Raw genomic sequence first — 23,895 nt, forward strand, 5'->3', positions numbered from 1 at the left:
ATCGATGAAAGCCTGCGTCGACATCGGCGGAACCAAGATGGCGGTGAGCCTTTCGGCGGCGGGCGCCCCGCCGCTAATCGGCCGCCGCAGCGAGCCCACTGCCAAGACTGGCAACAACGATGCCGTCGCCCTGCAGATCATCCGGCTGATCGAAGAAGCATGCGCCGAGCAAGGGATCGATCCCGCTTCCATCGAGCGTGTCGGCGTTTCGTCGGCAGGCCCCTTCGAGTTGAAAGACGGCCTGGTCGAGTTGGCGTCGCCCAATATCTGCGGCGGCATCGCCGGCCCTGCGCGCGGACTGCCGAACGACTGGATGACCGCGCTGCTGGAGGCTCCGCTGCGCCGGCGCTTTGCGCGCGTCCGTGTCGAGAACGATGCTGTCGCGGCACTCGAGGCCGAGCGACGCTGGGGCGCACTGCAGGGGTTCGATCATTGCGCCTACGTCACGTGGAGCACCGGCATCGGCGTCGGGCTTTGCGTCGACGGAACCGTGCTGCGCGGCAAGAACGGCAATGCGGGTCATGCGGGCCACAGCTTTGTCGTCAGTGACGACACCAATGCACTGTGCGGCTGCGGCAACGTCGGCGACGTGGAGGGACTGAGCGCTGGCAACGCAATCGCACGGCGTTTCGGCCAGTCCGCGCCTGAGCTGTTCGCGGCCGCCATGAGCGGCGACGCACAGGCGATTGCCACGGCGGACGGCTTGTGTCGCGTCATGGGGCGCATGCTCTACAACCTGATCGCCACCTTGGACCTCGAACGCATCAGCCTGGGCGGCGGTGTGTTCTGGAGCAACCGGGATTTCCTGTTGCCGCGATTGCAGGCGGAGATCGACGGCAAGCTCGTCGCCTTGACGCGAGGCGCGGTGCTGATACCGGCGGGGCTGGGCGAAATCGTGGGCGACTATGGCGCGCTGGCGCTGGTTGCTTGAGGCATTCAGCGCGGCATAGGGGCTCCTGGCCAAGTCACGCCGCCATCCGCGGCTTTGCGCTCTGCTCGACACACTCGCCAGCGATCTCGCCCAGCCGGCGCAGTCCTGCAGCGATGGTCTCATCGAAGGGCCATCCGCAGTTGATGCGCAGGTAATGATCGAAGCGGGACGAGTTCGAGAACAGCGTCCCGGGCGCCACCAGGATGCGTTCGCGCAATGCGGCATCGAACACCTCCATGGATGAAAGGCGGCCGGGCAGTTCCACCCAGAGCTGAAGACCGCCGGGCGGGTAGTTGAGCCGGGTACCGGACGGGAAATGCGTAGCGATCGCGTCCGCTGCCTGTTCGCGCTGGACCTTGAGCCTGTCGCGCAGCCGCCGCAGATGGCGGTCGTAGGCGCCAGTGCCCATGTACTCGCCCGCCGCCCATTGCGACAGTTCCTCGTTGCTGCGCGTCTGCGTGTACTTGAGCATCTCCACACGGCCGTGCCAGCGGCCCGCCGAGATCCAGCCCAGCCGCATGCCCGGTGCCAGGATCTTGTGCAGCGATGCGCAATGGATGACGTTGCCGCTGCGGTCCCATGACTTGATCGCGCGCGGCGGCACGTCCGCGTCGAGCAGTTCGCTGTAGGAGTCGTCCTCGATGAGCGCGACTGCACGTTGTTCGCAAAGCGCGACCAGGCGTTGCTTGTGCAGGTCGGGCATCACACTGCCCAACGGGTTCTGCAGATGGGGCACGACCACCACCGCCTTGATGTTGCCGTAGGTGTCGAGCGCCATTTCCAGGGCTTCGATGGAGATGCCGGTCTGCGGACTCGTTGGAATCTCGACCGCGCGCATGCCGAGGCTTTCGAGCACTTGCAGCAAGCCATAGAAGGTCGGCGACTCGACCGCGATGGTGTCGCCGGGCTGGGCCACCGCGCGCAGCGCGAGATTCAACGCTTCGATGCAGCCGTTGGTGACCATCACGTCGTCGGGCGCCAGGGTCATGCCCACGCGCAATCCGCGCCGGGCTGCCACCTCGCGCAACGGTGTGCGGCTGCGTGAAGGTGCGGCGGTGGTGAGCAGGGCCGGACGCTGGCGAAGCAGCCGCATCATCGTCGTGCGAAGCGCTTGCGCGGGATAGAGCTCGGGCGCACCGCGTGCCGTCGAAAAGTCGATCCGCACTTCGCCCTGTCGCCTGCGGGTGACGAAGTCGGAGACCTTCGCATGGATACCGACGTACTGCGCCGGGTTGGGCGGGTCGTTCGCGGCCGGCTCCTCCATCGCAGCGATGGCGAGCCGGCGCGGACGCCGGACGAAGTAGCCGGAGCGATCGCGCGCCTCGACCCAGCCTTCGCTTTCCATGGCCCGGCAGAGCTGGAGTGCCGTGGAAAGACTGATGTCGTGCAGCCGCATCAGGCTGCGCAGCGACGGCAGCTTGTCGCCCGGCTCCAGAGAGCCTGCGCGAATGGCTTCCACGTAGTGGGAGGCGAGCTTGCGGTAGAGCGGTGGCGATTCCATGGCTTCGATCCTCGCGTGGGCCGGGACCGGAAAACAGATGCAGATTCCGGGGAAATCGACATAACAGATGGGTCGCCGGCCCCTCTGTTCCGCCTCGGAAGTCACGGTGCTGTGCCTGTTTTGTTGAGAGGCGGCTGCCTACGATGAAGGCACCAGATCGGTTCTCCAGCATTCTCCAGAAAGGTATCCGATGTCCGTCCTGTCCACCACGTCCAGCGAGCTTTCCGAGGTCAGCAGTCTTCAAGCGGGCCAGAGTCTGCGTGTGGCCGTTGACGCTGGCTTTACGTTGTTTGTCGCGCAAGGTTCCGTGCGCGTGACGTCTCCGCCTGCGTGGTTCGGCGAAGCGGTGTTCAGCACGAAGACGATGCTGGAAGAGGGGGAGGCCCACGTGGTCGAACGCGGCGGCTGGATCGAAGTTTCCGCAATGTCCGCGGCGCAAGTGCGTGGCTTGCCACGCGCGGCGCGCGATCCTCAAGCGACGGCCTCGCGTGTCGCTCGGCTGGTGCAATTCCTCACAGGCGATGTGGCCTGGCGCAGCTAGGCCGCCGAGGCGTACTCCTCGCGCAGCACCTTGGCGGCCGACACCATCGCGCGAAGCTTGGCCTTGGCCACCTCGCGCGGCAGGTATTTCATGCCGCAGTCGGGTGCCAGGATGACGTTCTCCGGCTTGATGTAAGGCAGCGCGCGCCGAATGCGCCCGGCAATCGTCTCCACGGATTCGACGTTCGGGTCGGACAGATCAATGCACCCGACCATCACGCGTTTTCCATCCAGTTGCTGCAGCACCGAACAGTCCAGGTTCGACTGCGCGGTCTCGATCGAGACCTGCCGGCAACTGCACTGGGCCAGTTCGGGCAGAAACGAATACCCGCTCGGACGCTCGTGGATGATTGCCGCGTAGCCGAAGCAGATATGCACTGCGGTCGTTCCGGTGATTCCCTCCAGCGCGCGGTTAAGGGCCCTCAGCCCATACTGCCGCGCCTTCTCGGGGCGAGCCTGCATGTACGGTTCGTCAATCTGGACGACGTCGGCGCCCGCGGCGAACAGATCGCGGATCTCCGCATTGACCGCGGCGGCGTAGTCCATGGCCGCTTCTTCTTCGCTCGCATAGTGATCGTTTTGCGCCTGCTGCAACATGGTGAACGGGCCGGGGACGGTGATCTTCACCTGGCGATTGGTGTGAGCTCGCAAGAACTTCAAATCGTCGACTTCAACGGCATGTCGGCGCACGATCTTGCCGACGATGCGCGGCACCGGGTTCGGATGGCCTGATCGGTCCAGCGCGGAACCCGGGTTGTCGAGGTCCACCCCGTCGAGCGCCGTGGCGAAGCGGTTGGAATAACTTTCGCGCCGGATCTCGCCGTCGCTGACGATGTCCAGTCCGGCTTCTTCCTGTGCGCGGATGGCGATCAGCGTCGCGTCGTTCTGTGCTTCCTCGAGGTACTGCGGCGGAATTCGCCAGAGTTCACGCGCTCTCACACGCGGCGGAAAGCGGCCGGCCAGCTTCGCGCGGTCGATCAGCCAGTCGGGCTGCGGAAAACTGCCGACGATGGTGGTGGGGAACAGCATGGTTTCGCTCCAGGGTGGAAATTGAAGTTCGAACGATCCGGCGGCTCAGACCCCCAGGTAGGCACGCCTGATCTCAGGCCGGGCCAGCAGTTCCTGCGGCTCGCCCTCGGCCACGACGCGGCCTTCTTCGAGCACGTAAGCACGGTGCGACACCTCCAGCGCCATCGTGACGTTCTGCTCGACGAGCAGTACCGCCATGCCGCCCGCATTGATTCGCCGGATGGCGGCGAACATGTCGTGCACGATGCGCGGTGACAGGCCCAGCGAGGGCTCGTCGAGCAGCAGCAGGCGTGGGCGCGCCATCAACGCCCGGGCGATCGCGACCATCTGCTGCTGTCCGCCGGACAATTCGCCAGCCGGGGTTGCCAGCTTCTCGCGGATCACGGGGAACAGCGCGATCACCTGCTCCAGCGTGTCGCGCCGCTGCGCCTTGGCGTGGTGCAGGTAGCTGCCGAGCTCGAGGTTCTCCAGCACGCTCATGCCGGCAAAGAGCCGCCGCCCCTCGGGCACCAGCGCGATGCCGGCTTCGCAGAAGCGATGCGGCGGCAGTCGCGTGATGTCGCGCCCGTCGAGGCCGATGCTGCCGCCGCTTGCGCGCAGCATTCCCGCGATGGTGTTGATCAGCGTCGTCTTGCCGGCGCCGTTGGGGCCAACCACGCACAGCAGTTCGCCGGGCCGCACGTCGATCGAGACACCCCACAGCGCAGGCGCTGCGCCATAGGCCACCTGGAGATCGCGGACTTCAAGCATGGGCTGTCCCCAGATAGGCGGTCATCACCTCGGTGCGCTGCATCACGTCGGTTGCCGCGCCTTCAGCGAGCAGTTCACCGTGATTGAACACCACGATGCGGTCGGCCAGCGCCATCACCGCGCGCATCACGTGCTCGACAAAGACGATGCTCGATCCCTGGTCGCGGATGCGCCGGATCAGCATCACCGCGTCGTCGATCTCGCTCGGCGTAAGCCCGCACAGCACTTCATCGAGCAGCACCAGCCGCGGGCGCGAGGCCAGCGCGCGTGCGAGTTCGAGGAACTTGCGCTGATGCAGATTGAGGTCGTCCGGCAGCGCGGCGGCCCGGTCCTGCAGACCGGTGAATTCGAGCCAGGTCATTGCCTGCTTGCGCGCGCCGTCCGGATCGCGGACCGCCCCGCCGAACATCGTGGCGATCGCCACGTTCTGCAGCACGCTGAGGTGCGCGAACGGCCGGGGGATCTGGTAAGTGCGCGCAATGCCGCTGGCGGCTATGCGGTGCGCAGGCAGGCCGTTCAGGCGGCGGCCTTCGAAGACGATCTCGCCGCCGCTGGGCGTGTAGTGGCCGCTGACGACGTTGATGAAGGTCGACTTGCCGGAGCCGTTCGGACCAAGCAGTCCGAGGATCTCGCCGCGCCGCACGTCGACGTTGACACCGGTGAGCGCACGCACACCCTTGAACGATTTGCTCAGGCCCCGCACGCGCAGCAGCAGGTCGCCTTGTCCTGCGATCACCGCGGCGGGTCGAACAGGCGTCTCCACCGATGCGGGCGCCGTGTGGGTCGCGGGCGGCGTGACGGGCTGCGCCGGCCGCCACAAGCGGCGCACGCGCTCCAGAATGCCTTCCGGCATGAACAGGATGGCAGCGATCAGGATGATCCCGATCAGCGCCTTGCCCGCCACCGCATGATCGGCCGCCGTGAAGCTGTAGAGCAGAGCGGTGATGACCACCGCTCCAATCGCAGGACCCGCCCAGTGGCGCGTGCCGCCGAGTACGCTCATCAGCACCACTGTCAGTGGCACCGCGATGGTGAAGACCTCGCCGGCGGTCACGTAGGAGAGGAACAGCGCGTGAATGCCGCCGGCCATGCCGGCCAGCGCGCAGGAGATGGCCAGCGCGAGCAATTTGTAGCGGTAGGTCGGCACGCCCATCACTTCGGCGGCATCTTCATCGTCGTGGATCGCGAACAGGCCCGCGCCGAACTTCGACACCTGGATGCCCCAGGCGATCAGCAGCGTGCCCACAGCGGCTGCCAGCGCGAGCAGGTAGAAAGTCGAGGACTGGGTCGGACCGATCTCCGGAACAGGCACCGCACTGAGCGGCACGCCCGAGCCGCCGTCCAGCGGCGTGTTGATGACGATGGTGCCGATGACGAAGGTGATCGCCAGCGTGAGCAGTGCGAAGAGTTCGCCGCGCACGCCCCGGACGCGGAACACGACCGCGCCGAGCGCCACGCCGAGCAGCGCCGCGACCAGCGCCGCCGCCGGCAGCGTCCACAGGAAGGGCCAGTCGTAGCGCGCCATCAGCGTTGCGCTCGTGTAGATGCCGGCACCGAAGAACGCGCCATGCCCGAACGAGAAGTAGCCTGAATAGCCCGACAGAATGTTCCAAGAGGTCGCCAGCACGATCCAATGCAGCATCAGGTAGAGCAGCGAGTCGTAGAACGCAGGCAGGTCCAGTTGCGGCACAAAGGCCAGCGCAGCGCCGGCCAGCAGGATGAGCACGGGGGTGCGTCTCATCGTCAGGTGGTCTTTCCGGGGCGGAAGACGAGGATCACGATCAGCAGCGTGAAGGACACAATCGGCGCCCATGAAGGCGCGGTGATCGCCATCGTGATGGCTTCGCTGACACCGATCAGCGTGCCGGCGATCAGCGGCCCCAGGGCGCTCCCCAGCCCGCCCAGCATCACGGCCGCAAACACCACCCCGACCCAGGCGTACATCTGGGACGGCGCGAGCGTGAAGCTCAGCGCCAGGCACACGCCAGCCACGCTGGCGAGCGCGGCACATGTTCCGGCGAGCAGGAGACCGAGCGCCTTTTCGTTGATGCCGAAGGCTGCCGCCACCGGCGCGTCCTGCGCGGCGGCGCGCATGGCCTTGCCCAAATCGGTGAAACGCAGCACGGCCCACACGGCGAACGCGAGCCCGACCGCCAGCAGAAGCGTGATGAACTCCGGCACCGGCACGAACAGCTCGCCGACCTTGAACTTCTGTTGCGCGTAGCTCGATTCGAGCTTGCGGAAATCGGCAGTCCAGATGGCCTGGATCAAACTCTCGACGATGCCCATCAACCCGAAGGTGAGCAGCAGCGAGTTGAAGGGCGTGACAGCGAAGCGGGCCATCACCCAATGCAATCCCGCGCCCAGCCCGAAGAAGGCCGGCACGATGACCACGAGCGTCAGCAAGGGGTCCATGCCCATCGTCGCCAGCTGGTAGCAGAGGTACGCGGCCATGAACGCAAACGCGAAGTGCGCGAGATTGATCAGCCGCAGCAATCCCCAGCTCAAGCTCAGTCCCAGGCCCATCAACCCGTACAGCGCCCCGACGAAGACCCCGGAGAGAATCGACTGGGACAGCAATGACAAGCTAGGCATCAGCTGCTCCACCGCATTTCGCGCGACCCGCAAGACGTGAACCCGGCGCAGCCCCATGTCGAAAACACCGCGGAACCGGCTTTGCCGGGCCGCTGGTGTTGCCCCCGGCAGGGGGTGGAGAGCGACACGAAGTGCGCGAGCCTGGGGGCGAGCAACAGGAACACCGCGGAACCGGCTTTGCCGGGCCGCTGGTGTTGCCCCCGGCAGGGGGTGGAGAGCGACACGAAGTGCGCGAGCCTGGGGGCGAGCTTCATCTACGGCGCTAGCAGCTTCGCGCTGCCAGCAGTGACCTCTTTCGGCCAGACCACCACCCATTTCCCATCCTGGATCTGCTTGATGCGCATCAGGTCGTCGCCGAAGTTGCCGACGCCGTCGAAGCGCAGCTTGCCTTGCAGCGTGTCGACCTTGTGCGTCTTCAGGTAGGTGGCGATGGCCTTGTCGTCGAGGCTCCTGGTATTGACGACGCCGGCTTCCAGAATCTGCCATGCCGTGTATGAAGCGGCTGCCTGCGTTTCGACCGAGGTGTCGGTGAAGCCGGCCTTGGCGGCGCGCTCGTGATAGAGCTTGATGAACTCGGCAGCACCGAGGTTGCTCGTGAAGGGCGGCTGCTCCTCGAAGATCGTGGCCGACAGTGCGTTCTTCGCGTCCGGCGATGCGAGCAATGGACCGGGCGCGGGGTAGAGATAGAAGTGCTGCGGCGGCACATAGTCGATCTTCTTCATCGCATCCAGCAGCAGATTGCCTTCCAGGCCGATGGCGCCGACCCAGACGAAGTCGGGCTTGGCATCCTTCACCCGGTTGGCGATCGGGCCGAAGTCGCGGTTGCCGAAGTCCCATTCGAGGAACAGCACTTCAGTGAGGCCGCGCTTCTTGAGCACCTCCCGCGCGCCCGCGCTCATGAACTGAATCGACGGGAACTTGCTGGTCACTACCGCCACCGTCTTCGGCGGCTTGGATGATGCGGCGAGGGCATCGAAGAGCGTATTGGGCACCGTGTTCGCCGGGTCCGAGCCGATCGACCAGGCCGGGAACTGCATGTCGTACTTGGCCAGCGACGGAATTCCCAGCGTGTGATGCACCAGCACCTTGTTGTAGCGCTGGGCCACGCCCATCGCCGAGAGGATCGCGCCCGTGGCGTAGGGCCCCATCAGAAGGTCGACCTTGTCGGCGGTGACGAGTTGCTCGTACAGCGTGCGCGCGAGGTCGGGCTTGGACTGGTCGTCCTTCACCACCCATTCGACCGGCCGGCCGAGCAGGCCGCCGCGCTTGTTCAGCTGCTCGACATAGATCTCGCCCACGACCTTGTGGATCTGCGCCGTGGCCGAAAGCGGTCCGGTGAGCGCCAGCGTGCTGCCGATGCGGATCGGCGGGCCGGACGGCGTCTGCGCCAATGCGATGCCTGCCGCGGCGAGCGCGATGGCCGCCACCGCGCTGCGCCGTCCGATGCCTTCGAAAGTCTGCGTCTTCATGGTTCTTGTCTCCTGATGGTTCGCCCCAGGGCGGCGCGAATCTCTTCGTTGTGTTCGCCAAGCGTCGGTGGCGGGCGCACTTCGAGCGCGCGCTCACCATCGAAGCTGACCGGCGATCGCACCGTGCGAAACAGGCCCATCACGGGGTGTTCGGCAGAGGTCATCAGTTGGAGGTGCTTCGCTTGCGGGTCTTCGAGCGCCTCGCTGGTGTCGTACATCGGCGCATGGGGCACGTCCTCATGCGCCAATCGGCGGCACCACTCGTCGCGCGGCCGTGCGCGAAAACGTTCGCCCAGCAACTGGATCAGCTGCTCCTGGTTCTCGATGCGCGCCTCGCGAGTCGCGAAGCGCTCGTCCTCGAAAAGGCGGGGATGCTCGATCGCGACCGCGAGCCCGCGCCAGAACTTCTCCGGCGAGGACATGTGCAGCGCGATCCACTTGTCGTCGGCGCAGCGCAGCACGTACGACTGCGAAACGCGGGGTCGGCTGTAAGGCCCCATCACCTCGTCCACCTGGAAGAAATGCGTGAAGGCGTCGAGGTTGAAATGCGCCATCGCCTCCAGCATCGAGACCTCGACCTTGCGGCCGAGCCCCGTCCTGCTTCGTTCGAAGAGAGCGCCCAGCACGCCGTAGGCCGCATAGAAGCCGGTCAACGAATCCGCAATGGCCGGACCCACGACGCGCGGGTTCTCGGGGTTGATCAGCAGATTGAGGAAGCCGCTCGCGGCCTGCGCCACGGTGTCGTAAGCGGGCCGGTCGGCCGCGGGTCCGGTGGCGCCGAAGCCGCTGATCGAGCAGTAGATGAGTCTCGGATTGAGCGCGCGCAAGCGCTCGGCGCCCACGCCGAGCTTCTCTGCCACTCCGGGCCGGAAGTTCTGGATATAGACATCTGCCTGGGCGATCAGCGCGTCCAGCACTTCGAGGTCCGCGGCGTCCTTGGGGTCCAGCGTGATGCTGCGCTTGTTGCGGTTGTAGGTCTGGTAGTGCGGACTGTAGAGCCCATCCTTGAAGGCGCGGAACGGGTCCCCCGTCTTGGGCTGCTCCACCTTGATGACGTCGGCACCCAGGTCGCCGAGCAGCATGCCCGCTGCCGGCCCCGTGATGAAGGTGCCTTGCTCGACGACCTTGAGGCCTTTCAGGACAGGGATCATTCGTGGGGTCCGAAGTGGGCGGGCAGCGCGCCTTCGTAGACCGCTTCGCGCGACGCTTGGTAAGAGAGCGCGAAGCCGATGGGCTGCCGCATCTCCTCGAACATGTGCGCGATCAACCCGGCCGTGCGCGCGAGGATCGGCACGCCCTTGAGTGCCTCCACCGGAAAACCCGCGCCAAGAAGCACGGCCGGAATCGCGCCCGACACGTTGAGCTTGAGCGGCCGGTCCAGCACCTCGGGCATCAGTGCCTCGACGGCGGTCGCGATCTCGACGAAGCGCAGGTCGGTGCCCGCCGCCCTGGCCGCGGCGAACAGGGCATCGACGCGCGCGTCGCGTTTCTTGTGCAGCGGATGACCGTAACCGGGGATGGGTCTGCCGGCTTCGCGCCAGGCCTGCGCCACCGTCAGCGCCGCCGCCCGCAACGGCTGCCCCGCGCTCACCAGGGCATCGATTTCGCTATACAGGCGACCGGCCGTCTCGGAGGAACCCAGCACGACCGACCCGCAGCCCAGGATGCCCGCCGCCACAGCGCCCTGCATCGCGTCGGGCGCGGCAGCGAAAGTCATGCGCGCGGCCTGCACGCTGGGCACCAGGCCGTGCTCGGTGATCGCGACCAGTGCGGCATTCAGCACCGCGGCTTCTCCGGCCGAAGCGCGCCTGCCGGTCAGCAGCAGAAAGAAATGATCGACGAAGGAAATCTTGCCGATCAGTTCGCGGGACAGATCCATCCCGCGGACGACGATGGTGTGGGCGTCGGACGTGGAGATGGAGGTGCGTGGCACGGTGGCCTTGCCGATCTTCATGCGATTCCTTGCAGAGTCCGGATGGAGGTCACGCGGCAGCGGGCGCGAGACGCACGTCGAAGCTCGCCGAGTGGTAGGGCACGTGCATTTCGCGGCCATCAACAGCCTTGCCGGGCGCATGCGTCTCGAAGTCCACGACGAGGCTGTCACGCTTGCCGAAGACTGCATCCGCGTCGATGTACGGGCTGCCGCCGACGAACAACTGCGTCGTCACCGTCACATAGCCCGGCGCCGAAACCTGCAGGTGGAGATGGCCTGGCCGGTAGATGCTGCGCTCGGTCGCCCGCATCATGTCGCCCACCGGCCCGTCGTCCGGTATCGGATAGAACGAAGGCCGGATCGACCAGAACCAGTAGCGCCCTTGTTCGTCCGTGCGGAAGCGGCCTCGCGCTTTCATCGAGGGTTCGCTGCTCAGTTGCACGTCGTACTTGCCATGTCCGTCGCCCGACCAGACGTCAAGCAGCGCACCGGCCAGCGGCTTTCCGTCCACGTCGGTGACCCGGCCCATGTAGAAGGTGGGCTCGCCGCGAACGCCCTCGGCGATGTCGCTGCCCAGTGGCAGGTCGGGCGCGCCCGGCCAGTAGAAGGGGCCTTCGACCGTGCCTTCGGTTGGTTCGGCCGGGCCCTTGGCGCCTCCGCTTGCGCGCGACTGTGCCAGCGCGACCACCATCATCGACAGGCCCAGCGTGTCCGAGAGCAGGATGAATTCCGGCCGCTTCTCGGTCGAGATCTGCCCCGTCGCATTCAGGAAGTTCAGACCCGCGAGCCATTCTTCCGGCTGCAGGTCGACCTCCCGCGCAAAGGCATGGACATGCTTGACCAGCGCCGTCATGAGCTGGCGCAGGCGCGGATCCGGCGTCTTGGCGAAAGCCTCGACGACGTCGCGCGTGATCGCGTCCTGGTTGTATTCCGACATGGCTTGTCTCCGGGTTGCGCGCCGTGATCCGGCGTCGATTCGGATCGGACGATAGGGCTCGGACACAAAGCCCGCAAATGGTGAATTTGCATCGATATCATCGATGCCATCGATCATCCGTGGGGGTTTTCATGGAGATGAGGCATCTGCGGTACTTCGTCGCGCTGAGCGATTGCCTGAGCTTCACGCGAGCGGCCGAGCGGGTGCACGTCACCCAATCGACCTTGTCGCACCAGATCCGGCAGCTCGAGGAAGAGCTCGGGCAGCCTCTGTTCGAGCGCATCGGCAAGAAGGTGGTGACCACCGAGGCCGGGGAATTGCTGCGCGGCTTCGCTGCGCGTGCGCTGCGGGAGGTCGACCAGGGCGTGGCGCTGCTCAAGCCCGGCGCGGGCAACCTGACTGGCAGGGTTCGCATCGGCGCGACGCACACCTTCAACATCGGCCTGATTCCCGAGTGCGTGTCACTGTTCCTGGCGCGTCATCCCACGGTGCGCATCAGCGTCGAAGAGTTGTCGGCCGAGGTGATCTGCGATCGGCTTCAGGCGGGCGAACTCGATCTCGGCATCGCCTACCGGCCCGAAGATCCGAGCGATCTGTGGTTCGAGCCGCTCTACAACGAGGAGATGGTGTTCGTCGTATCGAGCAATCATCCGCTTGCCGGCCGCAAGCGCATTCGCATGGTGGAACTGCACCGGCAGGACCTGGTGCTCATCTCGACGTCTTTTTCCACCCGGACCATGCTGGACGAATGCTTCAGGGCCTGCGGCGCGGAGCCCACGGTCGTCGCGGAGATGTCGACCGTCGCGCCGATGCTCGCGCTCGTGGCGCGCACGCAAATCGGGTCGATCGTCGCCATCAATGCCGTGCCCGAAGGCATGCCGGGGTTGACCGTGATCCCGCTGGAAAGCCCGACGCCGACGCGAACGCCCGGCATTCTTTGGCGGCTGGGTGAGAACAAGCCCGTGTTCGTCCAGTCCTTTGCGGTGATCTTGCGAAAGACCGCGCTAGGGAACAGCTTGCGGCGTGACGTGCCGGCGCCGCGGCATCGGGAGAAGCGGGTTGGGGGACCGCAGAAATAGTCGCGAGATCTGGCGGACCTGGCGGTGCCTGCCTACCGAACACTCTCCGCCGCACGCAGCGCATTCATGAACCCTTCCCGCCACCAATGCACATCCTGCTCTCGCACACGCGCCAGCAGCTTCTGGTGCCGCTCGCGGCGCTCTTCCAGCGGCATCTGAAGTGCCTGCTGCACGGTCTCGGCCGTGCCGTGGGTGTCATAGGGATTGACGAGCAGCGCTTCCTTGAGTTGTTCGGCCGCGCCCGCAAAGCGCGACAGGACAAGCACGCCCGGGTCGGCCGGGTCCTGCGCTGCGATGTATTCCTTCGCGACGAGGTTCATGCCGTCGCGAAGCGGCGTGACGAGGCCGACAGCCGCAGCGCGGCACAAGCCTGGGACGCGTTTGCGCGCAACCATTCGATGGATGTAGCGCACGGGCATCCAGTCCAGTTCGCCGAAGTCGCCGTTGATGGCGCCGCACAAGGTTTCGAGTTCGCGCCGGATGTCGGCATAGGCATCGACCGTCTCTCGCGTCGGTGACGCGATCTGGATCAGCGTCGCGCTTCGGCGGTTCTCGGGATAGTTGGACAGCAGCTCGCGAAACGAGCGCACGCGCTGCGGAATGCCTTTGGAGTAGTCGAGCCGGTCGATGCCCAGCAGCAGCCGGCGGGTCGAATACTCGCGCTTCATGGTCTCGTACATGTCGCGCGATTCCTTGGCGTGCGTGAGCGCGGCGAACTCGTTGACGTCGATGCCGATCGGGAACGCGTCGCAGCGCACGGTCTGGCCGTAGGCGCGATAGAGGTGATTGCCCAGGAGCTCGCCATGCGCCTCGTTTTGCACGTAATGCTCGAAGTGCTGGACGTCCTGCTGGGCCTGGAAGCCGATGAGGTCGTAGGCAAACAGCGAACGCATCAGCCACTCGTGCTGCGGTATGGCCGCGATGATGATCTGCGGCGGCAGGGGGATGTGCAGGAAGAATCCGATGCGCTGCCTGCAACCCATTGCGCGAAGCTCGGCTGCAAGGGGGATCAGGTGGTAGTCATGCACCCAGATGATGTCGTCGCTTCGGAGCAGCGGCATCAGCTTGCGCGCGAAGAGCTGGTTGACGCGCCGGTAGCCGCCGATGAAGCCGGCTTCGAAGTGCGCGAGGTCGAGCCGATCGTGGAACACGGGCCACAGCACGTCGTTGCTGTAGCCGAGGTAGTAGCTGTCGTGGTCGTCGCGACTCAGGTCGATGGTGGCCAAGGTGACCTTGCCCGCCTGCTGCCGATGGAGTTCGCCCTCGCCGGTCGGGCCGTCCTCGATGACCGAGCCGCTCCAGCCGAACCACAGGCCGCCGCTTTGCTGAAGGCTCTCGCCGAGCGCCACTGCCAGGCCGCCAGCGGCGGGTTTGCGCGGGTCCGCTACGCGATTGGAGACCACGACCAGCCGGCTCACGAGCTGGCCCCTGCGTTCGACACTGTCGTGTCCTTGCTCATATGCATGTGTCCCAAGGCGCGGACAGTCTCACCGCGGCGTTGATGATCCCGACCATCGAATAGGTCTGCGGAAAGTTGCCCCACATCTCGCCCGTCACCGGGTGCGTGTCTTCGGAGAGCAGCCCGAGCGGGTTGCGTGCGGCCAGCATGGTCTCGAAGATCTGCCGCGCCTCGGCCTTGCGGCCGATCTTGGCGAGCGCATCGATGCGCCAGAAGGTGCAGATGTTGAAGGCGGTCTCGGGCTTGCCGAAGTCGTCCGCCGCTTCATACCGGCGCATGTAGGGGCCGTCGCAAAGTGACTTCTCCATGGCTTCGACGGTGGAGATGAAGCGCGGGTCTCGAGCGTCGATGAGGCCGACTTCGACCATCAGCAGGATGCTCGCATCGAGCTCATGGCCGCCGAAGCTCTCGGCGAAGGCCTTGCGCTCTTCGCACCACGACTTGGCGAGGATTTCTTCCCGCATGCGCGACGAATGGCCGTGCCAGTACGCCGCACGTTCCGGAAGACCAAGCGCGCGGGCGATCTTGGCGAGCCGGTCGCATGCCGCCCAGCTCATCAGCGCCGAACTGGTGTGCACGCGAGCGCGCGTTCGCAATTCCCACATGCCGGCATCCGGCGTGCCATAGACGCGGACCGCCTGCTCGCCGATCGCCTCGAGGTACGGAAACTCGGCCACGCCGCCGCGGCTCAAGAGGCGGTGGTCATGAAAGGCCTGCGCTGCGCCGAGCACGATGTTGCCGTACACATCGTGCTGAAAGTGCTCCTGCGCCTGGTTGCCGACGCGGACCGGCCCCATACCTCGATAGCCGCTCAGGCCCACGACGAATGATTCGGGAAGCTCACGCTCCAGCCCGATGCCGTAGAGCGGCTGGATGTGCTCGCCGCGCGAGCCGATCACGACGTTCGAGAGCCAGCGCAGGTAGTCTTCCATCGTGCCGACTTCAGAGAGGCTGTTGAGCGCGCGCACGACGAAGAAGGCATCGCGCAGCCAGCAGTAGCGGTAATCCCAGTTGCGCTCGCTGCCGGGCGCTTCGGGGATGCTGGTGGTCATCGCGGCAACGATGGCGCCCGTGTCTTCATAGAGCGACAGCTTCAGCGTGATGGCGGCGCGGATCACCGCATCCTGGTATTCGAACGGAATCGCGAGCCGTTTGCTCCAGGTGCGCCAGTAGGCGATGGTTTCCTGCTCGAAGTGCCGTGCCGTGTCGGCAATGCCGTCGGTCAGCGTTTCGTCGGCGCCCAGCACGAAGTTGTGCTCGCGTGACAGCACGAAGGGCTGCCCCGCAAGAATGTGCGAGACGGATGCGTCGGTGTTCAGCCGCAGCGTGAAATCAGGTCCGACATAGCGGATGTGGTTGCTGCCTCGCGTGATGGTCGGCGCCATCGTGCCCCACTGAAAACGCGGCGCCAGCGTGACGCGGATGCGCGGCGTGCCGATGATGGGCCTGACTCTGCGCACCATCGTGAGCGGCCTGAAGTAGCGCGAGCGGCTGTGAAAGCGCGGCGCCAGGTCCGTGATCTCGATGCCCTGGCCTGCGGAATCGAACAGCTGGGTGCGCAGCACCGCCGTGTTCGGCTCGTACCACTGCTTGGACGACGCAAAGTCCTCGAGCTCGATGGCCCAGGCGCTGGCGTTGTCGCCCAAGTCCAGAAGCGCGTTGAAGACCGGGTCGCCGTCGAAGCGGGGGAGGCAGCACCACACCACGCGCCCGCGTTCGTCGATCAACGCGCTGTATGCGCAATTGCCGATCACGCCGACGTTGAGCGAAGGTTCGGCCGGCGGTCCGAAGCCGGTGCGCGCGGACGGCCCGGCCAGCGCTTCCGGATGCTCCGGCATCTTGTTGCTCGCGCTGGCCGCGCCGGCAAGGGCCTGGCCGGCCCTGTCGGGCGCTTCGATTTCTGATTCGTTTTCTCTTTGGAGAGTCGTCATGCGGGATTCCTGCGGGTTGCGGATGGCGACGCCGCAAGCAAGTCCCGCGCTGCCACGAGCCATTCGAAGACCTCTCGTGGCGATTCGAGCCGATGCAGCGCCTGGCTTGGGCCGGCGCCGACCTTGATCGCGAGGCCGCCCCGTGGCTGCACGATGCTGAAGCCGCTTTCGTCCGTGGTGTCGTCGCCTGCGAACACCGGCACGCGGCCGACGAAGGGTGCCTCGTGCATGAAAGCATCGATCGCGATGCCCTTGTTGATACCGGCCAGCTTGACCTCGAACACGAACTTGCCATGCATGAGTTCCAGCTGCGGCTGGCCATCGATGGTGCGCTCCATGGCGTCGCGGCAAACCGCCTCGAGTTGCGGCGCGAGCCGGTAGTGCAGGGCGATGGCAGCGTGCTTGCGTTCGACCAGCAAGCCCTCGTGCGCCCCTGCAAGCTCGTTGGCGGCGTCGAGCACCAGTTTGAGGTCGGGGGCGCGGTGTTCCTGCATCTGGCCGTCCGCGTCGCGTCGCTGCACGCCGTGCTCGCCGGCGGCCGGGAGTCGCAACGGCGCAAGAAAGCGGTCGATGACGTCGATCTGGCGTCCCGAAACCACCGCGAGTGCGCCGCCGAGCAGGCCGTGGAGATCGCTGAGCAGCGGGACGAGGGCCGGAGGCACGTGCACGGCTTCCGGGGTCTCCGCGAGCTCCACCAGGGTGCCGTCGAAATCGAGGAAGAGCGCAGCGTCAGGGGGGATACGGGGTGGCGTCTGCATGGAGGGAAAACCATAGCAGACTCCCGCCCGATGGAGCGTCGGCCAAAACCGCCAATCCTGACTCACGAGTAGGGGAGGAGCCCTTCCGCCACGGCGGCTACGCGGGCCCGGGTGATCGCCTCGCCGATCTTCGGTCCTGTCGCGCCTGCCGCCAGTGCCTCGCGCGCAATGGGCTCCGTCGCCACCGACTGCGCCGCTGCCAGCGCCGCCGCCAATCGATTGCGCTGGGGATAGGGCCGCTCTTCGAGGCCCAGCCGTCCGCGTGCATCGCATTCGCAGGCCTGGAGCACCTCGTCGAAACGCTGTGGCTTGCGAAAAGCGTCGCAGCGCTCGAGCAGCCGGACGACCGCCGCTGCGTTGAGTTCGCCGCTGCGGTGGATGTTGCCGTGCTCGCGCGCCACCACGTCCGCGAGTTCGCGGATGTCGACGGGCACGCGCCACCGGTCGCACACGGCGCGCAAAAGCCTGGCACTGCGCTGCTCATGGCCGATGTGCCGGGGAAGGACGTCCGCGGGCGTAGTGCCTTTGCCAAGATCGTGGACGAGGCATGCGAAGCGCACCGACAGCGGCGCATTCAGATGCGCCGCCATATCGAGCACCATCATGAGGTGCACGCCGGTATCGACCTCGGGGTGGTGCGCCTCTGGTTGCGGGACGCCCCACAGCCGGTCGACTTCGGGCAGCAGCACTGCAAGCGCGCCGCATTCCCGCAGCAGCTCGAACATGCGCGAAGGCTTCGTTTCCATGAGGCCGCGCGAAAGCTCCTGCCAGACGCGCTCAGGCACCAGCGCATTGACCTCCCCAGCTTCAACCATGTCGCGCATGAGCGCCATGGTCTCAGGCGCTACCGCGAAGTCGTCGAACCTCGCCGCGAAACGCGCGACACGCAGGATGCGCACAGGGTCTTCGCGGAAGGCGTCGGTCACGTGGCGCAAGCGCTTGTCGTGCAGGTCGCGCTGGCCTTCGAAGGGGTCGACGAGGTCCAGCGGATCGACGTCCAGCCTGTCGGAGGCGCCGATCTTGTCCGCTGGCAGTGCGATCGCGTTCATCGTCAGGTCGCGCCGCGCGAGGTCTTGTTCGAGCGTGACGTCCGGCGCCGCATGCACCACGAAGCCGCGATAGCCCGGCGCGCTCTTGCGCTCGGTGCGCGCCAGCGCATATTCCTCGCGTGTTTCCGGATGCAGGAAAACCGGAAAGTCTCGACCGACCGGCAAGTAGCCTTGCGCAACCATCTGTTCCGGCGTGGCGCCGACCACCACCCAGTCGTGATCGCTGCCAGGCCGACCCAGCAGCGCATCGCGAATCGCGCCGCCGACAAGATAGATTTGCATCCGTGCAGTGTAGGCCGCGCACCAGGCCGTTGCGCCAGGACGGCGCGAGTTCCTCAGCGCGACAGGCGGTAGGGTTCGTCCATGACCACGAAGTCCTTTTCTCGCAGCGCGTCATCGATCCATTCCTTTACCGATGGCAGCGCGCGAACGCGTTCGACATAGGCCGAGATCGCCGGCGGCACGGGCAACCCGAAAGTGACGATGCGCGTGCACACGGGCGCGAAGTAGGCGTCTGCAATGCTGAATTCGCCGAAGAGCATCGGGCCGCCGCTCGCTCGAAGCAGTCCGCTCCAGAGCTGAACGATGCGGTCGATGTCCGCCCGCACGCCGGGCTGGTCGCGCAGGATGATCTGGCCCTGCTGGCGGAGGTCGGCCTCGATGTTCATCGTGCAGTGGGTGCGCAGCATCTGAAAGCCCGCGTGCATCTCGGCGCAGGCGCTGCGGGCTTGCGCTCGCTGGGCGCGATCCACCGGCCAGAGCTTCTTCTCAGGGTAGGTCTCGGCAAGGTATTCGCAGATCGCGAGCGTGTCGTAGACGACGATGTCCCCGTCCTTGAGCACTGGCACCGTGCCGATGGGGTTGAGCGGCAGGATGGTGCGCTTGAACTTCGAATCGGTGTCGAAGGAGTCGAAACGCACCATGACTTCGTCGAATGCGATGCCGGCCTGCTTCATGAGCACCCAGGGCCGCATGGACCAGGAGGAGTAATTCTTGTTGCCGATGTAGAGCTGTGTCATGGCCGTCTCCGGTATCAGGGTTGATGCAACTATGCAAAGCCTCGAATGCTAGCGGCGCTCTCGCTGATGATTGATGCAATCACAGGCCCGGATTGATGCTTATCGATTCGGAGTTTCGGGCAGCGCTGGTGAGGTGCCGTGCCAGCGGCGCACGGCACGCTGGAAGAACATGCTGTTCGGGATCTTGAGGGTCGTGCCCTCATGGGCGCTGCCGCTCTCCTCCAGCGTGGTGAAGACGAGGTTGATGTCCAGCACGCGGCCTTTCAGGCCGGGTTTCTCTCCGTTTTCCAGCACTTCGATGGTGTCGCCCGGCCAGAACATGCGCGTCGTGAAGATCAAGAGCGCGCAGAACATGTTCGACAACACGCTCCATGCCGCGAAGAAAGCCACGGCACCGACGGCTGCAAAACTCGTGAACGCGGTCCACAGGACGGTGCCCGACACGCCCAGCCGCTCGAGGCCCCAAAGCAGCGCGCCGCCATAGATCAGGAAGGCCGCGCTGCGGCGGGTGACAAGAGCCACATTGGACGGCAGCCCATAGCCGGTGCCCATGCGCAGGATCAGCCGGCGCACGAACCGATAGATCAGCCACGCGGCCAGCAGGATCAAGGCGACCTGGGCGATGGGAATGATGATGCCCAGCCACTCGGTGGCCCAGGCGGGCAAGTTCTCGCGCAAGGCAATCACCGAAGTCAAGGCAGGTCTTTGGTCGCCTCGGGTTCGGGGGTGTCGCGAGGTCCGACGCGGCCGAGCTTTTCCTTGAGCGACTGGGGCTTGCCGGTGATGAGTGCTGCGTAGTTGGTGGTGTTTGCCAGCACCTTCTTGACGTAGTCGCGTGTTTCGCTGAACGGCACGTTTTCAGCCCAGATGGCTGCTTCCATGGGCGGCCCGTTGCGCCAGTTGCGCGGCCGGCCCGGGCCGGCGTTGTAGGCGGCCGCAGCCAGTGCCATCGAGCCGTCGAAGTCGTCGAGCGCGAGTTTCAGGTAGTTGGTGCCGATGGTGATGTTGGTGTCGTGATCGTTGATCTGGCCCTGCGTGAAATCGCTCATGCCAATCTTCCTGGCCGTCCAGCGCGCGGTGGCAGGCATCACCTGCATCAACCCCGAGGCGCCGACGCCCGAACGGGCGTCCATGATGAAGCGGCTTTCCTGGCGAATGAGGCCATAGACGTAGGCCGGATCAAGCCCGATTTCGCGGCTCTTGCGCACCACCATGTCCTTGAACGGCATGGGGAAGCGCTGATCCACGTCGATCACGCCTTTGGTGCGTTCGCTGGTGTTGATGCAACGGTCCCATATCTCGCGCTGGCAGGCCAGATCGGCCGCCGCCAGCAGGTCGCGGTCGCTCATGCCGCCGGTGGCGTGCAGGTTGGTCGCGTAGTTCCACTCCCGCGTGCCTTCGGGGCGCATGCCGATCGAGATGGCATAGATCGCCCGATTCAGTGCCGGGTTGTTGCGGGCGGCGTTCTTTTCCTCTGCAGTGAGCGGCGCTGGTCGGCTCGGCACCGTCGCGCGCTGGCCCAGTTCTTCGAGCGCCAACAACTCGTAGAAGCCACGCGTGCCGGAAATGCTCTCGTAGAGCACGCGGGCCTGCGCACGGCGTTCGTCGCCGCCGTATGAAGCGAGCGAGCGGGCTTTCCAGTAGACCCAGGTGGGGTCACGCTGCTGCGTTTCGCTCATGGCGTCGATGGCGGTTTGCACGGTCTTCCAGTCGCCGGTGCGCAGGGCGGCGCGCGCCTTCCACGCGAGCATTTCGTCGCTGAGGTCGCTGTTCTTGGTGACGTTGGCGAAATAGTTGTTGGCGAGCGGCGAAAGCTTGATCGCGGCTTGGCGCCCCATGGTGCCCCAAAGCCAGTTGCGCTCTTCGGCCGAGAGCATGGGGCTCCACTTCACGTCGAACTGCGAGGCGGCCGTTTCCGGATCGCTGTTGGCCATCTTGATGAGCGCCAGCACCACGAGTTCGCGCCGCGACTTGGCCGCGACGACGGCTCGGCTCGCCAGGAACTTGCCGACGTTGGCGTTCATTTCGTCGAAGAGCGGGATGGCGTCCGGCGCGACCAGCATGATCGCCGCGCGGGCAGCCTGAGGACGGTTCGCCTCAATGGCGAGGCGCGCCTTCTTCCAGGCATCGTTGGGCGACATCATGCGCGCGCTGATCATGCGATCGGCCGCGGTGAGACAGCCGTCGTCCAGGTCGCGCTGGCCGAACCAGTTGCGGCGCACTTCCTCCGCCTGGCCCTGCGTGGCGGTGCCGGACTGCAAGGTCTCGATCAAGACGGCATAGCAGCGCACTTGGGCATCGTCGTTCATGCGGAACGCCGGGTGCAAGGACGTGAAGCCATTCCAGTCGCGTCGCTGGCCTGCGAGCAGCAGCCAGTCGTTGCGAAGGCGATCCTCTTGGTAGGTGCCGGCATACCGTGCGAGAAATTCCTGAAGTTCAGGCAGGCTGACGTCCTGCAGCCGAGCCTTCATTTCCCAGTAGGCCGCCCATGGCTCCAGCACATGGCCGCGCGCCTGCGGCAACAACGCAGTGAGACGCGCCTTGTCGCCGCGCTGGGCGGCTTGCTTCATCTGGAGGAGGACGTCGTCGTTGCTGTTTTGCGCAGCGGCCGGTTGGCTCACGGTTGCAAATGCAGCAAACGAAAAAAGAAGGGAGGAGAGGGCACCGCTCCGGAGTCGGCGGACGGATGCCAAAATGCTTGCGAATTGCATCGGGGGATTATGGACAAGTCAAAGGGTGCCGACACCTCGGCCACTGCCACATTTCTCAAAACTCAGGTTCGCGCGGCGCTGATCGAACAGCGTCTTGCGATGCCTGATCGGCTCGCGCGCGCCGATCTTCTGCAGCGCGTGATGCGGATCTGGCTGGTCGGACGGCCGGACACCGTCATCGGTGCCTATTGGCCGATCAAGGGCGAGTTCGATCCACTGCCAGCCCTGCATCGCTGGAAAGAAGACGGCGAACTGCTCGACCAACCGCAACGCAGGCGCATCGGCCTTCCGGTCGTCGACCGCGTGCACAAGACGCTGACCTTTCACGCGTGGTATCCCGGCTGCCCGATGGAAAACGACGCCTTCGACATCCCCAAGCCCAAGGACACCGAGCTGATCGTGCCCACGCTGCTGTTTGTCCCTTGTCTGGGCTACAGCGCCGGCGGATATCGCCTGGGCTATGGGGGCGGCTTTTACGACCGCACGCTTGCCGCGTTGGAACCGCGGCCCTTCACCGTCGGACTGGGCTTCACCAACGGTTTTCTCGGCGAGTTCGAGCCGGAGGCCCACGACGTGCCGCTGGACGCCATCCTCAATGACAACGGCGTCGTCTGGCCTGTTTCGTGACTCGCCCCCAGGCTTCGCGCACTTCGTGTCGCTTCGCCTTCCCCCTGCCGGGGGGAACACCAGCGGCCCGGCAAAGCCGGTTCCGCGGTGTTTCTGGCGTCGAAGCCTCAATCTAGTTGGTCGACGGTGTCGGGGTCTGGCACTTCGCCGATTGTTTCCCGGGTGATCGCGGCCTGGCCTTGCAGCCATTCATTGAAAGCCTGGATTTCAGGCCTTGGCGCGCCGCGCGGGCCAGTGATCAGCCAATAGGCCATCGGTGAATCCATGCGGTGGTGCGGGAGCACCTCGACGAGGTCACCGTTGGCCAGGCTTTCCGCGATGAGCGAACTGCGCGCCAGGACCACGCCTTGGCCGGTCAGCGCAGCCTGGACCATCTGATAGGCGTAGTTGAAGTACAGCCAGCGCCGCGGCTGCGCGCGGCCCATGCTGTTGACCTCGAACCAGCGACGCCAGGTCAGCCATTCCAGGTGCGTGCGATGGGCGTCGCCGGCTTCGATCAGCGTGAAGCGCGCGATATCCGCCGGGGACTTGATCGGCGGATTGGTCTTGATGAGCCAAGGGCTTGCCACCGGCGTGATGGTCTCGCCGAAGAGACGCAGCGCGCCGGGGGGCATGTGCTCGCGCGGGCCGTAGCGCAGGGCGATGTCCACGTCGGCCACGTCGAGGTCGAGCGCCGCATCGCTTGCGTCGATGCGAATGTCGATTTCGGGGTTGTCGCGCTGGAATGCCTCCAGGCGTGGGATCAGCCACATCGAAGCGAAGGACGCAAAGGTGGTGAGCGACACACTCTTTCGTCCGGCGTTCTGTCGGATCTGGCGAACGGCGCCGTCGATGCGCGGCAAGGACTGCTGGACCGCCAGCAGCAACTGCGAGCCTGCGCTCGTCAATTCGACCGCTCGGGTGTGTCGCAGGAAGAGCCCGACGCCGACTTCTTCCTCGAGTGACTGGATCTGGCGGCTGACGGCCGATTGGGTCAGCGCCATTTCGTCGGCCGCGGCGCGAAAGTTGAGGTGGCGAGCGACGGCTTCGAAGGCGCGGAGATGGCCCGCCGATATGGGCCTGGAACGCAGGTGTGTTTGCGAATGAAGCATGTGGGGCGAGCTTCTGCGGGTGGGTTGATTGATGCGAAACCGGAATCAGTAGGCTACCGCGTTTTCATTGGACCGCCAACGAAGGTGGGCAGATCATTCATTCCCGAAGCGCGCAATAGCGTGCTCAACATCCAGGAGCCGAACATGTCTGCCGTCTACACCTCCACCTCGCCGTCTTCCATTGCGCTGGGACGCCAGGCCACTGTGCCCTCGGCCGTGCGCCGCGGCGCATGGCAACTCGATGCCGGGCACGCGATGAGCCTCAAGGCATCGAGCGCCAGCGTGCTGCGGGTTCGCCAGGGGCGGATTTGGGTGACGCGCGACGCCACAGCCCATTGGGGCAGCGAAGACCTTGTGCTGGCCCCGGGCGAATCGCTGAACGTCCCCGCGGGCCAGCGCATCGTCATGGAGCCTTGGGATAGCAACGGCGCAACCTATAGCTGGGACGCCGTTGCCCAATCCGCCACTGTCTCCAATAGCTGAGCC

22 protein-coding genes are annotated in these 23,895 nt (G+C 65.7%); 5 read left to right on the forward strand and 17 right to left on the reverse strand.

Annotated elements, in window-relative coordinates:
- The first annotated feature begins 4 nt into the window (after positions 1-4).
- A complete protein-coding gene (locus tag AC1DEK_RS15025; RefSeq protein WP_478126048.1) occupies positions 5-931 on the forward strand; it encodes an ROK family protein in 927 nt (308 codons plus the stop codon).
- A 34-nt stretch (positions 932-965) separates the two neighbouring features.
- Here AC1DEK_RS15025 and AC1DEK_RS15030 read toward each other — a convergent pair whose 3' ends face one another.
- Positions 966-2,432, reverse strand: coding sequence for an aminotransferase-like domain-containing protein (locus AC1DEK_RS15030; protein WP_478126049.1), 1,467 nt, complete (start codon positions 2,430-2,432; stop codon positions 966-968).
- Between the two features lie 190 nt (positions 2,433-2,622).
- On the opposite strand from AC1DEK_RS15030, the gene AC1DEK_RS15035 reads away from it, so the two are divergent.
- Positions 2,623-2,973, forward strand: a complete 351-nt coding sequence (locus tag AC1DEK_RS15035) for a hypothetical protein (RefSeq protein ID WP_478126050.1) — start codon at positions 2,623-2,625, stop codon at positions 2,971-2,973.
- Here the strand turns inward: AC1DEK_RS15035 and AC1DEK_RS15040 are convergent.
- The 8 genes from AC1DEK_RS15040 to AC1DEK_RS15075 form a co-directional block, all read right to left on the reverse strand.
- On the reverse strand, positions 2,970-4,001 hold the full coding sequence (locus tag AC1DEK_RS15040) for a uroporphyrinogen decarboxylase family protein (RefSeq protein ID WP_478126051.1): 1,032 nt from the start codon (positions 3,999-4,001) through the stop codon (positions 2,970-2,972). The two genes, AC1DEK_RS15035 and AC1DEK_RS15040, sit on opposite strands and share 4 nt — an antisense overlap.
- Positions 4,002-4,046: 45 nt before the next feature.
- Positions 4,047-4,751 carry an ABC transporter ATP-binding protein gene (locus tag AC1DEK_RS15045; RefSeq protein ID WP_478126052.1) on the reverse strand — a complete coding sequence of 235 codons (705 nt, stop codon included), beginning with the start codon at positions 4,749-4,751 and terminating at the stop codon, positions 4,047-4,049.
- Positions 4,744-6,492, reverse strand: coding sequence for a branched-chain amino acid ABC transporter ATP-binding protein/permease (locus AC1DEK_RS15050; RefSeq protein WP_478126053.1), 1,749 nt, complete (start codon positions 6,490-6,492; stop codon positions 4,744-4,746). Before AC1DEK_RS15050 ends, AC1DEK_RS15045 begins: the two co-directional genes overlap by 8 nt.
- A 2-nt stretch (positions 6,493-6,494) precedes the next feature.
- On the reverse strand, positions 6,495-7,346 hold the full coding sequence (locus AC1DEK_RS15055) for a branched-chain amino acid ABC transporter permease (RefSeq protein WP_478126054.1): 852 nt from the start codon (positions 7,344-7,346) through the stop codon (positions 6,495-6,497).
- Between the two features lie 254 nt (positions 7,347-7,600).
- The gene (locus AC1DEK_RS15060; RefSeq protein ID WP_478126055.1) at positions 7,601-8,815 is read right to left on the reverse strand and encodes an amino acid ABC transporter substrate-binding protein; all 1,215 of its coding nucleotides are present in this window, start codon (positions 8,813-8,815) and stop codon (positions 7,601-7,603) included.
- Positions 8,812-9,966, reverse strand: a complete 1,155-nt coding sequence (locus tag AC1DEK_RS15065; RefSeq protein ID WP_478126056.1) for a CaiB/BaiF CoA transferase family protein — start codon at positions 9,964-9,966, stop codon at positions 8,812-8,814. Before AC1DEK_RS15065 ends, AC1DEK_RS15060 begins: the two co-directional genes overlap by 4 nt.
- On the reverse strand, positions 9,963-10,769 hold the full coding sequence (locus tag AC1DEK_RS15070; protein WP_478126057.1) for a citryl-CoA lyase: 807 nt from the start codon (positions 10,767-10,769) through the stop codon (positions 9,963-9,965). The genes AC1DEK_RS15065 and AC1DEK_RS15070 overlap by 4 nt, the downstream gene beginning before the upstream one ends.
- 28 nt (positions 10,770-10,797) lie before the next feature.
- Positions 10,798-11,685 (reverse strand): dioxygenase family protein, encoded by an 888-nt coding sequence (locus tag AC1DEK_RS15075; RefSeq protein WP_478126058.1) that lies wholly within the window; start codon positions 11,683-11,685, stop codon positions 10,798-10,800.
- A gap of 131 nt (positions 11,686-11,816) precedes the next feature.
- On the opposite strand from AC1DEK_RS15075, the gene AC1DEK_RS15080 reads away from it, so the two are divergent.
- Entirely contained in the window at positions 11,817-12,764 is a 948-nt protein-coding gene (locus AC1DEK_RS15080) for a LysR substrate-binding domain-containing protein (RefSeq protein WP_478126059.1), read from the forward strand.
- A 32-nt stretch (positions 12,765-12,796) separates the two neighbouring features.
- Here the strand turns inward: AC1DEK_RS15080 and otsA are convergent, their stop codons facing one another.
- The 7 genes from otsA to AC1DEK_RS15115 form a co-directional block, all read right to left on the reverse strand.
- Positions 12,797-14,182 (reverse strand): alpha,alpha-trehalose-phosphate synthase (UDP-forming), encoded by a 1,386-nt coding sequence (otsA, locus tag AC1DEK_RS15085; RefSeq protein WP_478126060.1) that lies wholly within the window; start codon positions 14,180-14,182, stop codon positions 12,797-12,799.
- Between the two features lie 37 nt (positions 14,183-14,219).
- Positions 14,220-16,061, reverse strand: coding sequence for a glycoside hydrolase family 15 protein (locus tag AC1DEK_RS15090; RefSeq protein WP_478126319.1), 1,842 nt, complete (start codon positions 16,059-16,061; stop codon positions 14,220-14,222).
- Positions 16,062-16,150: 89 nt separating this feature from the next.
- Entirely contained in the window at positions 16,151-16,912 is a 762-nt protein-coding gene (gene otsB, locus AC1DEK_RS15095; RefSeq protein ID WP_478126061.1) for a trehalose-phosphatase, read from the reverse strand.
- A 62-nt stretch (positions 16,913-16,974) separates the two neighbouring features.
- Positions 16,975-18,243: a multifunctional CCA addition/repair protein gene (locus tag AC1DEK_RS15100; RefSeq protein WP_478126062.1), complete on the reverse strand. Its 1,269-nt coding sequence runs from the start codon at positions 18,241-18,243 to the stop codon at positions 16,975-16,977.
- Positions 18,244-18,296: 53 nt separating this feature from the next.
- Entirely contained in the window at positions 18,297-18,980 is a 684-nt protein-coding gene (locus AC1DEK_RS15105) for a glutathione S-transferase family protein (protein WP_478126063.1), read from the reverse strand.
- Between the two features lie 99 nt (positions 18,981-19,079).
- Entirely contained in the window at positions 19,080-19,667 is a 588-nt protein-coding gene (locus AC1DEK_RS15110; RefSeq protein ID WP_478126320.1) for a mechanosensitive ion channel domain-containing protein, read from the reverse strand.
- A 5-nt stretch (positions 19,668-19,672) separates the two neighbouring features.
- Positions 19,673-21,691 carry a lytic transglycosylase domain-containing protein gene (locus AC1DEK_RS15115; protein ID WP_478126064.1) on the reverse strand — a complete coding sequence of 673 codons (2,019 nt, stop codon included), beginning with the start codon at positions 21,689-21,691 and terminating at the stop codon, positions 19,673-19,675.
- A gap of 9 nt (positions 21,692-21,700) precedes the next feature.
- Here AC1DEK_RS15115 and AC1DEK_RS15120 point away from each other — a divergent pair, with 9 nt between their 5' ends.
- Positions 21,701-22,318, forward strand: coding sequence for a 5-formyltetrahydrofolate cyclo-ligase (locus tag AC1DEK_RS15120; protein ID WP_478126065.1), 618 nt, complete (start codon positions 21,701-21,703; stop codon positions 22,316-22,318).
- A 107-nt stretch (positions 22,319-22,425) separates the two neighbouring features.
- Here AC1DEK_RS15120 and AC1DEK_RS15125 read toward each other — a convergent pair whose 3' ends face one another.
- A complete protein-coding gene (locus tag AC1DEK_RS15125) occupies positions 22,426-23,409 on the reverse strand; it encodes a LysR substrate-binding domain-containing protein (protein ID WP_478126066.1) in 984 nt (327 codons plus the stop codon).
- 144 nt (positions 23,410-23,553) lie between these two features.
- Between AC1DEK_RS15125 and AC1DEK_RS15130 the strand changes: the two genes are divergently transcribed.
- Positions 23,554-23,892, forward strand: a complete 339-nt coding sequence (locus tag AC1DEK_RS15130; RefSeq protein ID WP_478126067.1) for a DUF2917 domain-containing protein — start codon at positions 23,554-23,556, stop codon at positions 23,890-23,892.
- Positions 23,893-23,895 lie beyond the last annotated feature (3 nt).

Source organism: Variovorax sp. 10N420 (assembly GCF_056394705.1).

What these genes read in the sequence shown, in the direction of transcription:
- AC1DEK_RS15100 (WP_478126062.1), bottom strand. Translation starts at nt 18,243, where the DNA reads ATGCAAATCTATCTTGTCGGCGGCGCGATTCGCGATGCGCTGCTGGGT.
- AC1DEK_RS15105 (WP_478126063.1), bottom strand. Translation starts at nt 18,980, where the DNA reads ATGACACAGCTCTACATCGGCAACAAGAATTACTCCTCCTGGTCCATG.
- AC1DEK_RS15090 (WP_478126319.1), bottom strand. Translation starts at nt 16,061, where the DNA reads ATGCCGGAGCATCCGGAAGCGCTGGCCGGGCCGTCCGCGCGCACCGGC.
- AC1DEK_RS15060 (WP_478126055.1), bottom strand. Translation starts at nt 8,815, where the DNA reads ATGAAGACGCAGACTTTCGAAGGCATCGGACGGCGCAGCGCGGTGGCG.
- AC1DEK_RS15035 (WP_478126050.1), top strand. Translation starts at nt 2,623, where the DNA reads ATGTCCGTCCTGTCCACCACGTCCAGCGAGCTTTCCGAGGTCAGCAGT.
- AC1DEK_RS15025 (WP_478126048.1), top strand. Translation starts at nt 5, where the DNA reads ATGAAAGCCTGCGTCGACATCGGCGGAACCAAGATGGCGGTGAGCCTT.
- AC1DEK_RS15055 (WP_478126054.1), bottom strand. Translation starts at nt 7,346, where the DNA reads ATGCCTAGCTTGTCATTGCTGTCCCAGTCGATTCTCTCCGGGGTCTTC.
- AC1DEK_RS15120 (WP_478126065.1), top strand. Translation starts at nt 21,701, where the DNA reads ATGGACAAGTCAAAGGGTGCCGACACCTCGGCCACTGCCACATTTCTC.
- AC1DEK_RS15045 (WP_478126052.1), bottom strand. Translation starts at nt 4,751, where the DNA reads ATGCTTGAAGTCCGCGATCTCCAGGTGGCCTATGGCGCAGCGCCTGCG.
- AC1DEK_RS15040 (WP_478126051.1), bottom strand. Translation starts at nt 4,001, where the DNA reads ATGCTGTTCCCCACCACCATCGTCGGCAGTTTTCCGCAGCCCGACTGG.
- AC1DEK_RS15130 (WP_478126067.1), top strand. Translation starts at nt 23,554, where the DNA reads ATGTCTGCCGTCTACACCTCCACCTCGCCGTCTTCCATTGCGCTGGGA.
- AC1DEK_RS15030 (WP_478126049.1), bottom strand. Translation starts at nt 2,432, where the DNA reads ATGGAATCGCCACCGCTCTACCGCAAGCTCGCCTCCCACTACGTGGAA.
- AC1DEK_RS15115 (WP_478126064.1), bottom strand. Translation starts at nt 21,691, where the DNA reads ATGCAATTCGCAAGCATTTTGGCATCCGTCCGCCGACTCCGGAGCGGT.
- AC1DEK_RS15075 (WP_478126058.1), bottom strand. Translation starts at nt 11,685, where the DNA reads ATGTCGGAATACAACCAGGACGCGATCACGCGCGACGTCGTCGAGGCT.
- AC1DEK_RS15065 (WP_478126056.1), bottom strand. Translation starts at nt 9,966, where the DNA reads ATGATCCCTGTCCTGAAAGGCCTCAAGGTCGTCGAGCAAGGCACCTTC.
- AC1DEK_RS15125 (WP_478126066.1), bottom strand. Translation starts at nt 23,409, where the DNA reads ATGCTTCATTCGCAAACACACCTGCGTTCCAGGCCCATATCGGCGGGC.
- AC1DEK_RS15070 (WP_478126057.1), bottom strand. Translation starts at nt 10,769, where the DNA reads ATGAAGATCGGCAAGGCCACCGTGCCACGCACCTCCATCTCCACGTCC.
- otsB (WP_478126061.1), bottom strand. Translation starts at nt 16,912, where the DNA reads ATGCAGACGCCACCCCGTATCCCCCCTGACGCTGCGCTCTTCCTCGAT.
- AC1DEK_RS15050 (WP_478126053.1), bottom strand. Translation starts at nt 6,492, where the DNA reads ATGAGACGCACCCCCGTGCTCATCCTGCTGGCCGGCGCTGCGCTGGCC.
- AC1DEK_RS15080 (WP_478126059.1), top strand. Translation starts at nt 11,817, where the DNA reads ATGGAGATGAGGCATCTGCGGTACTTCGTCGCGCTGAGCGATTGCCTG.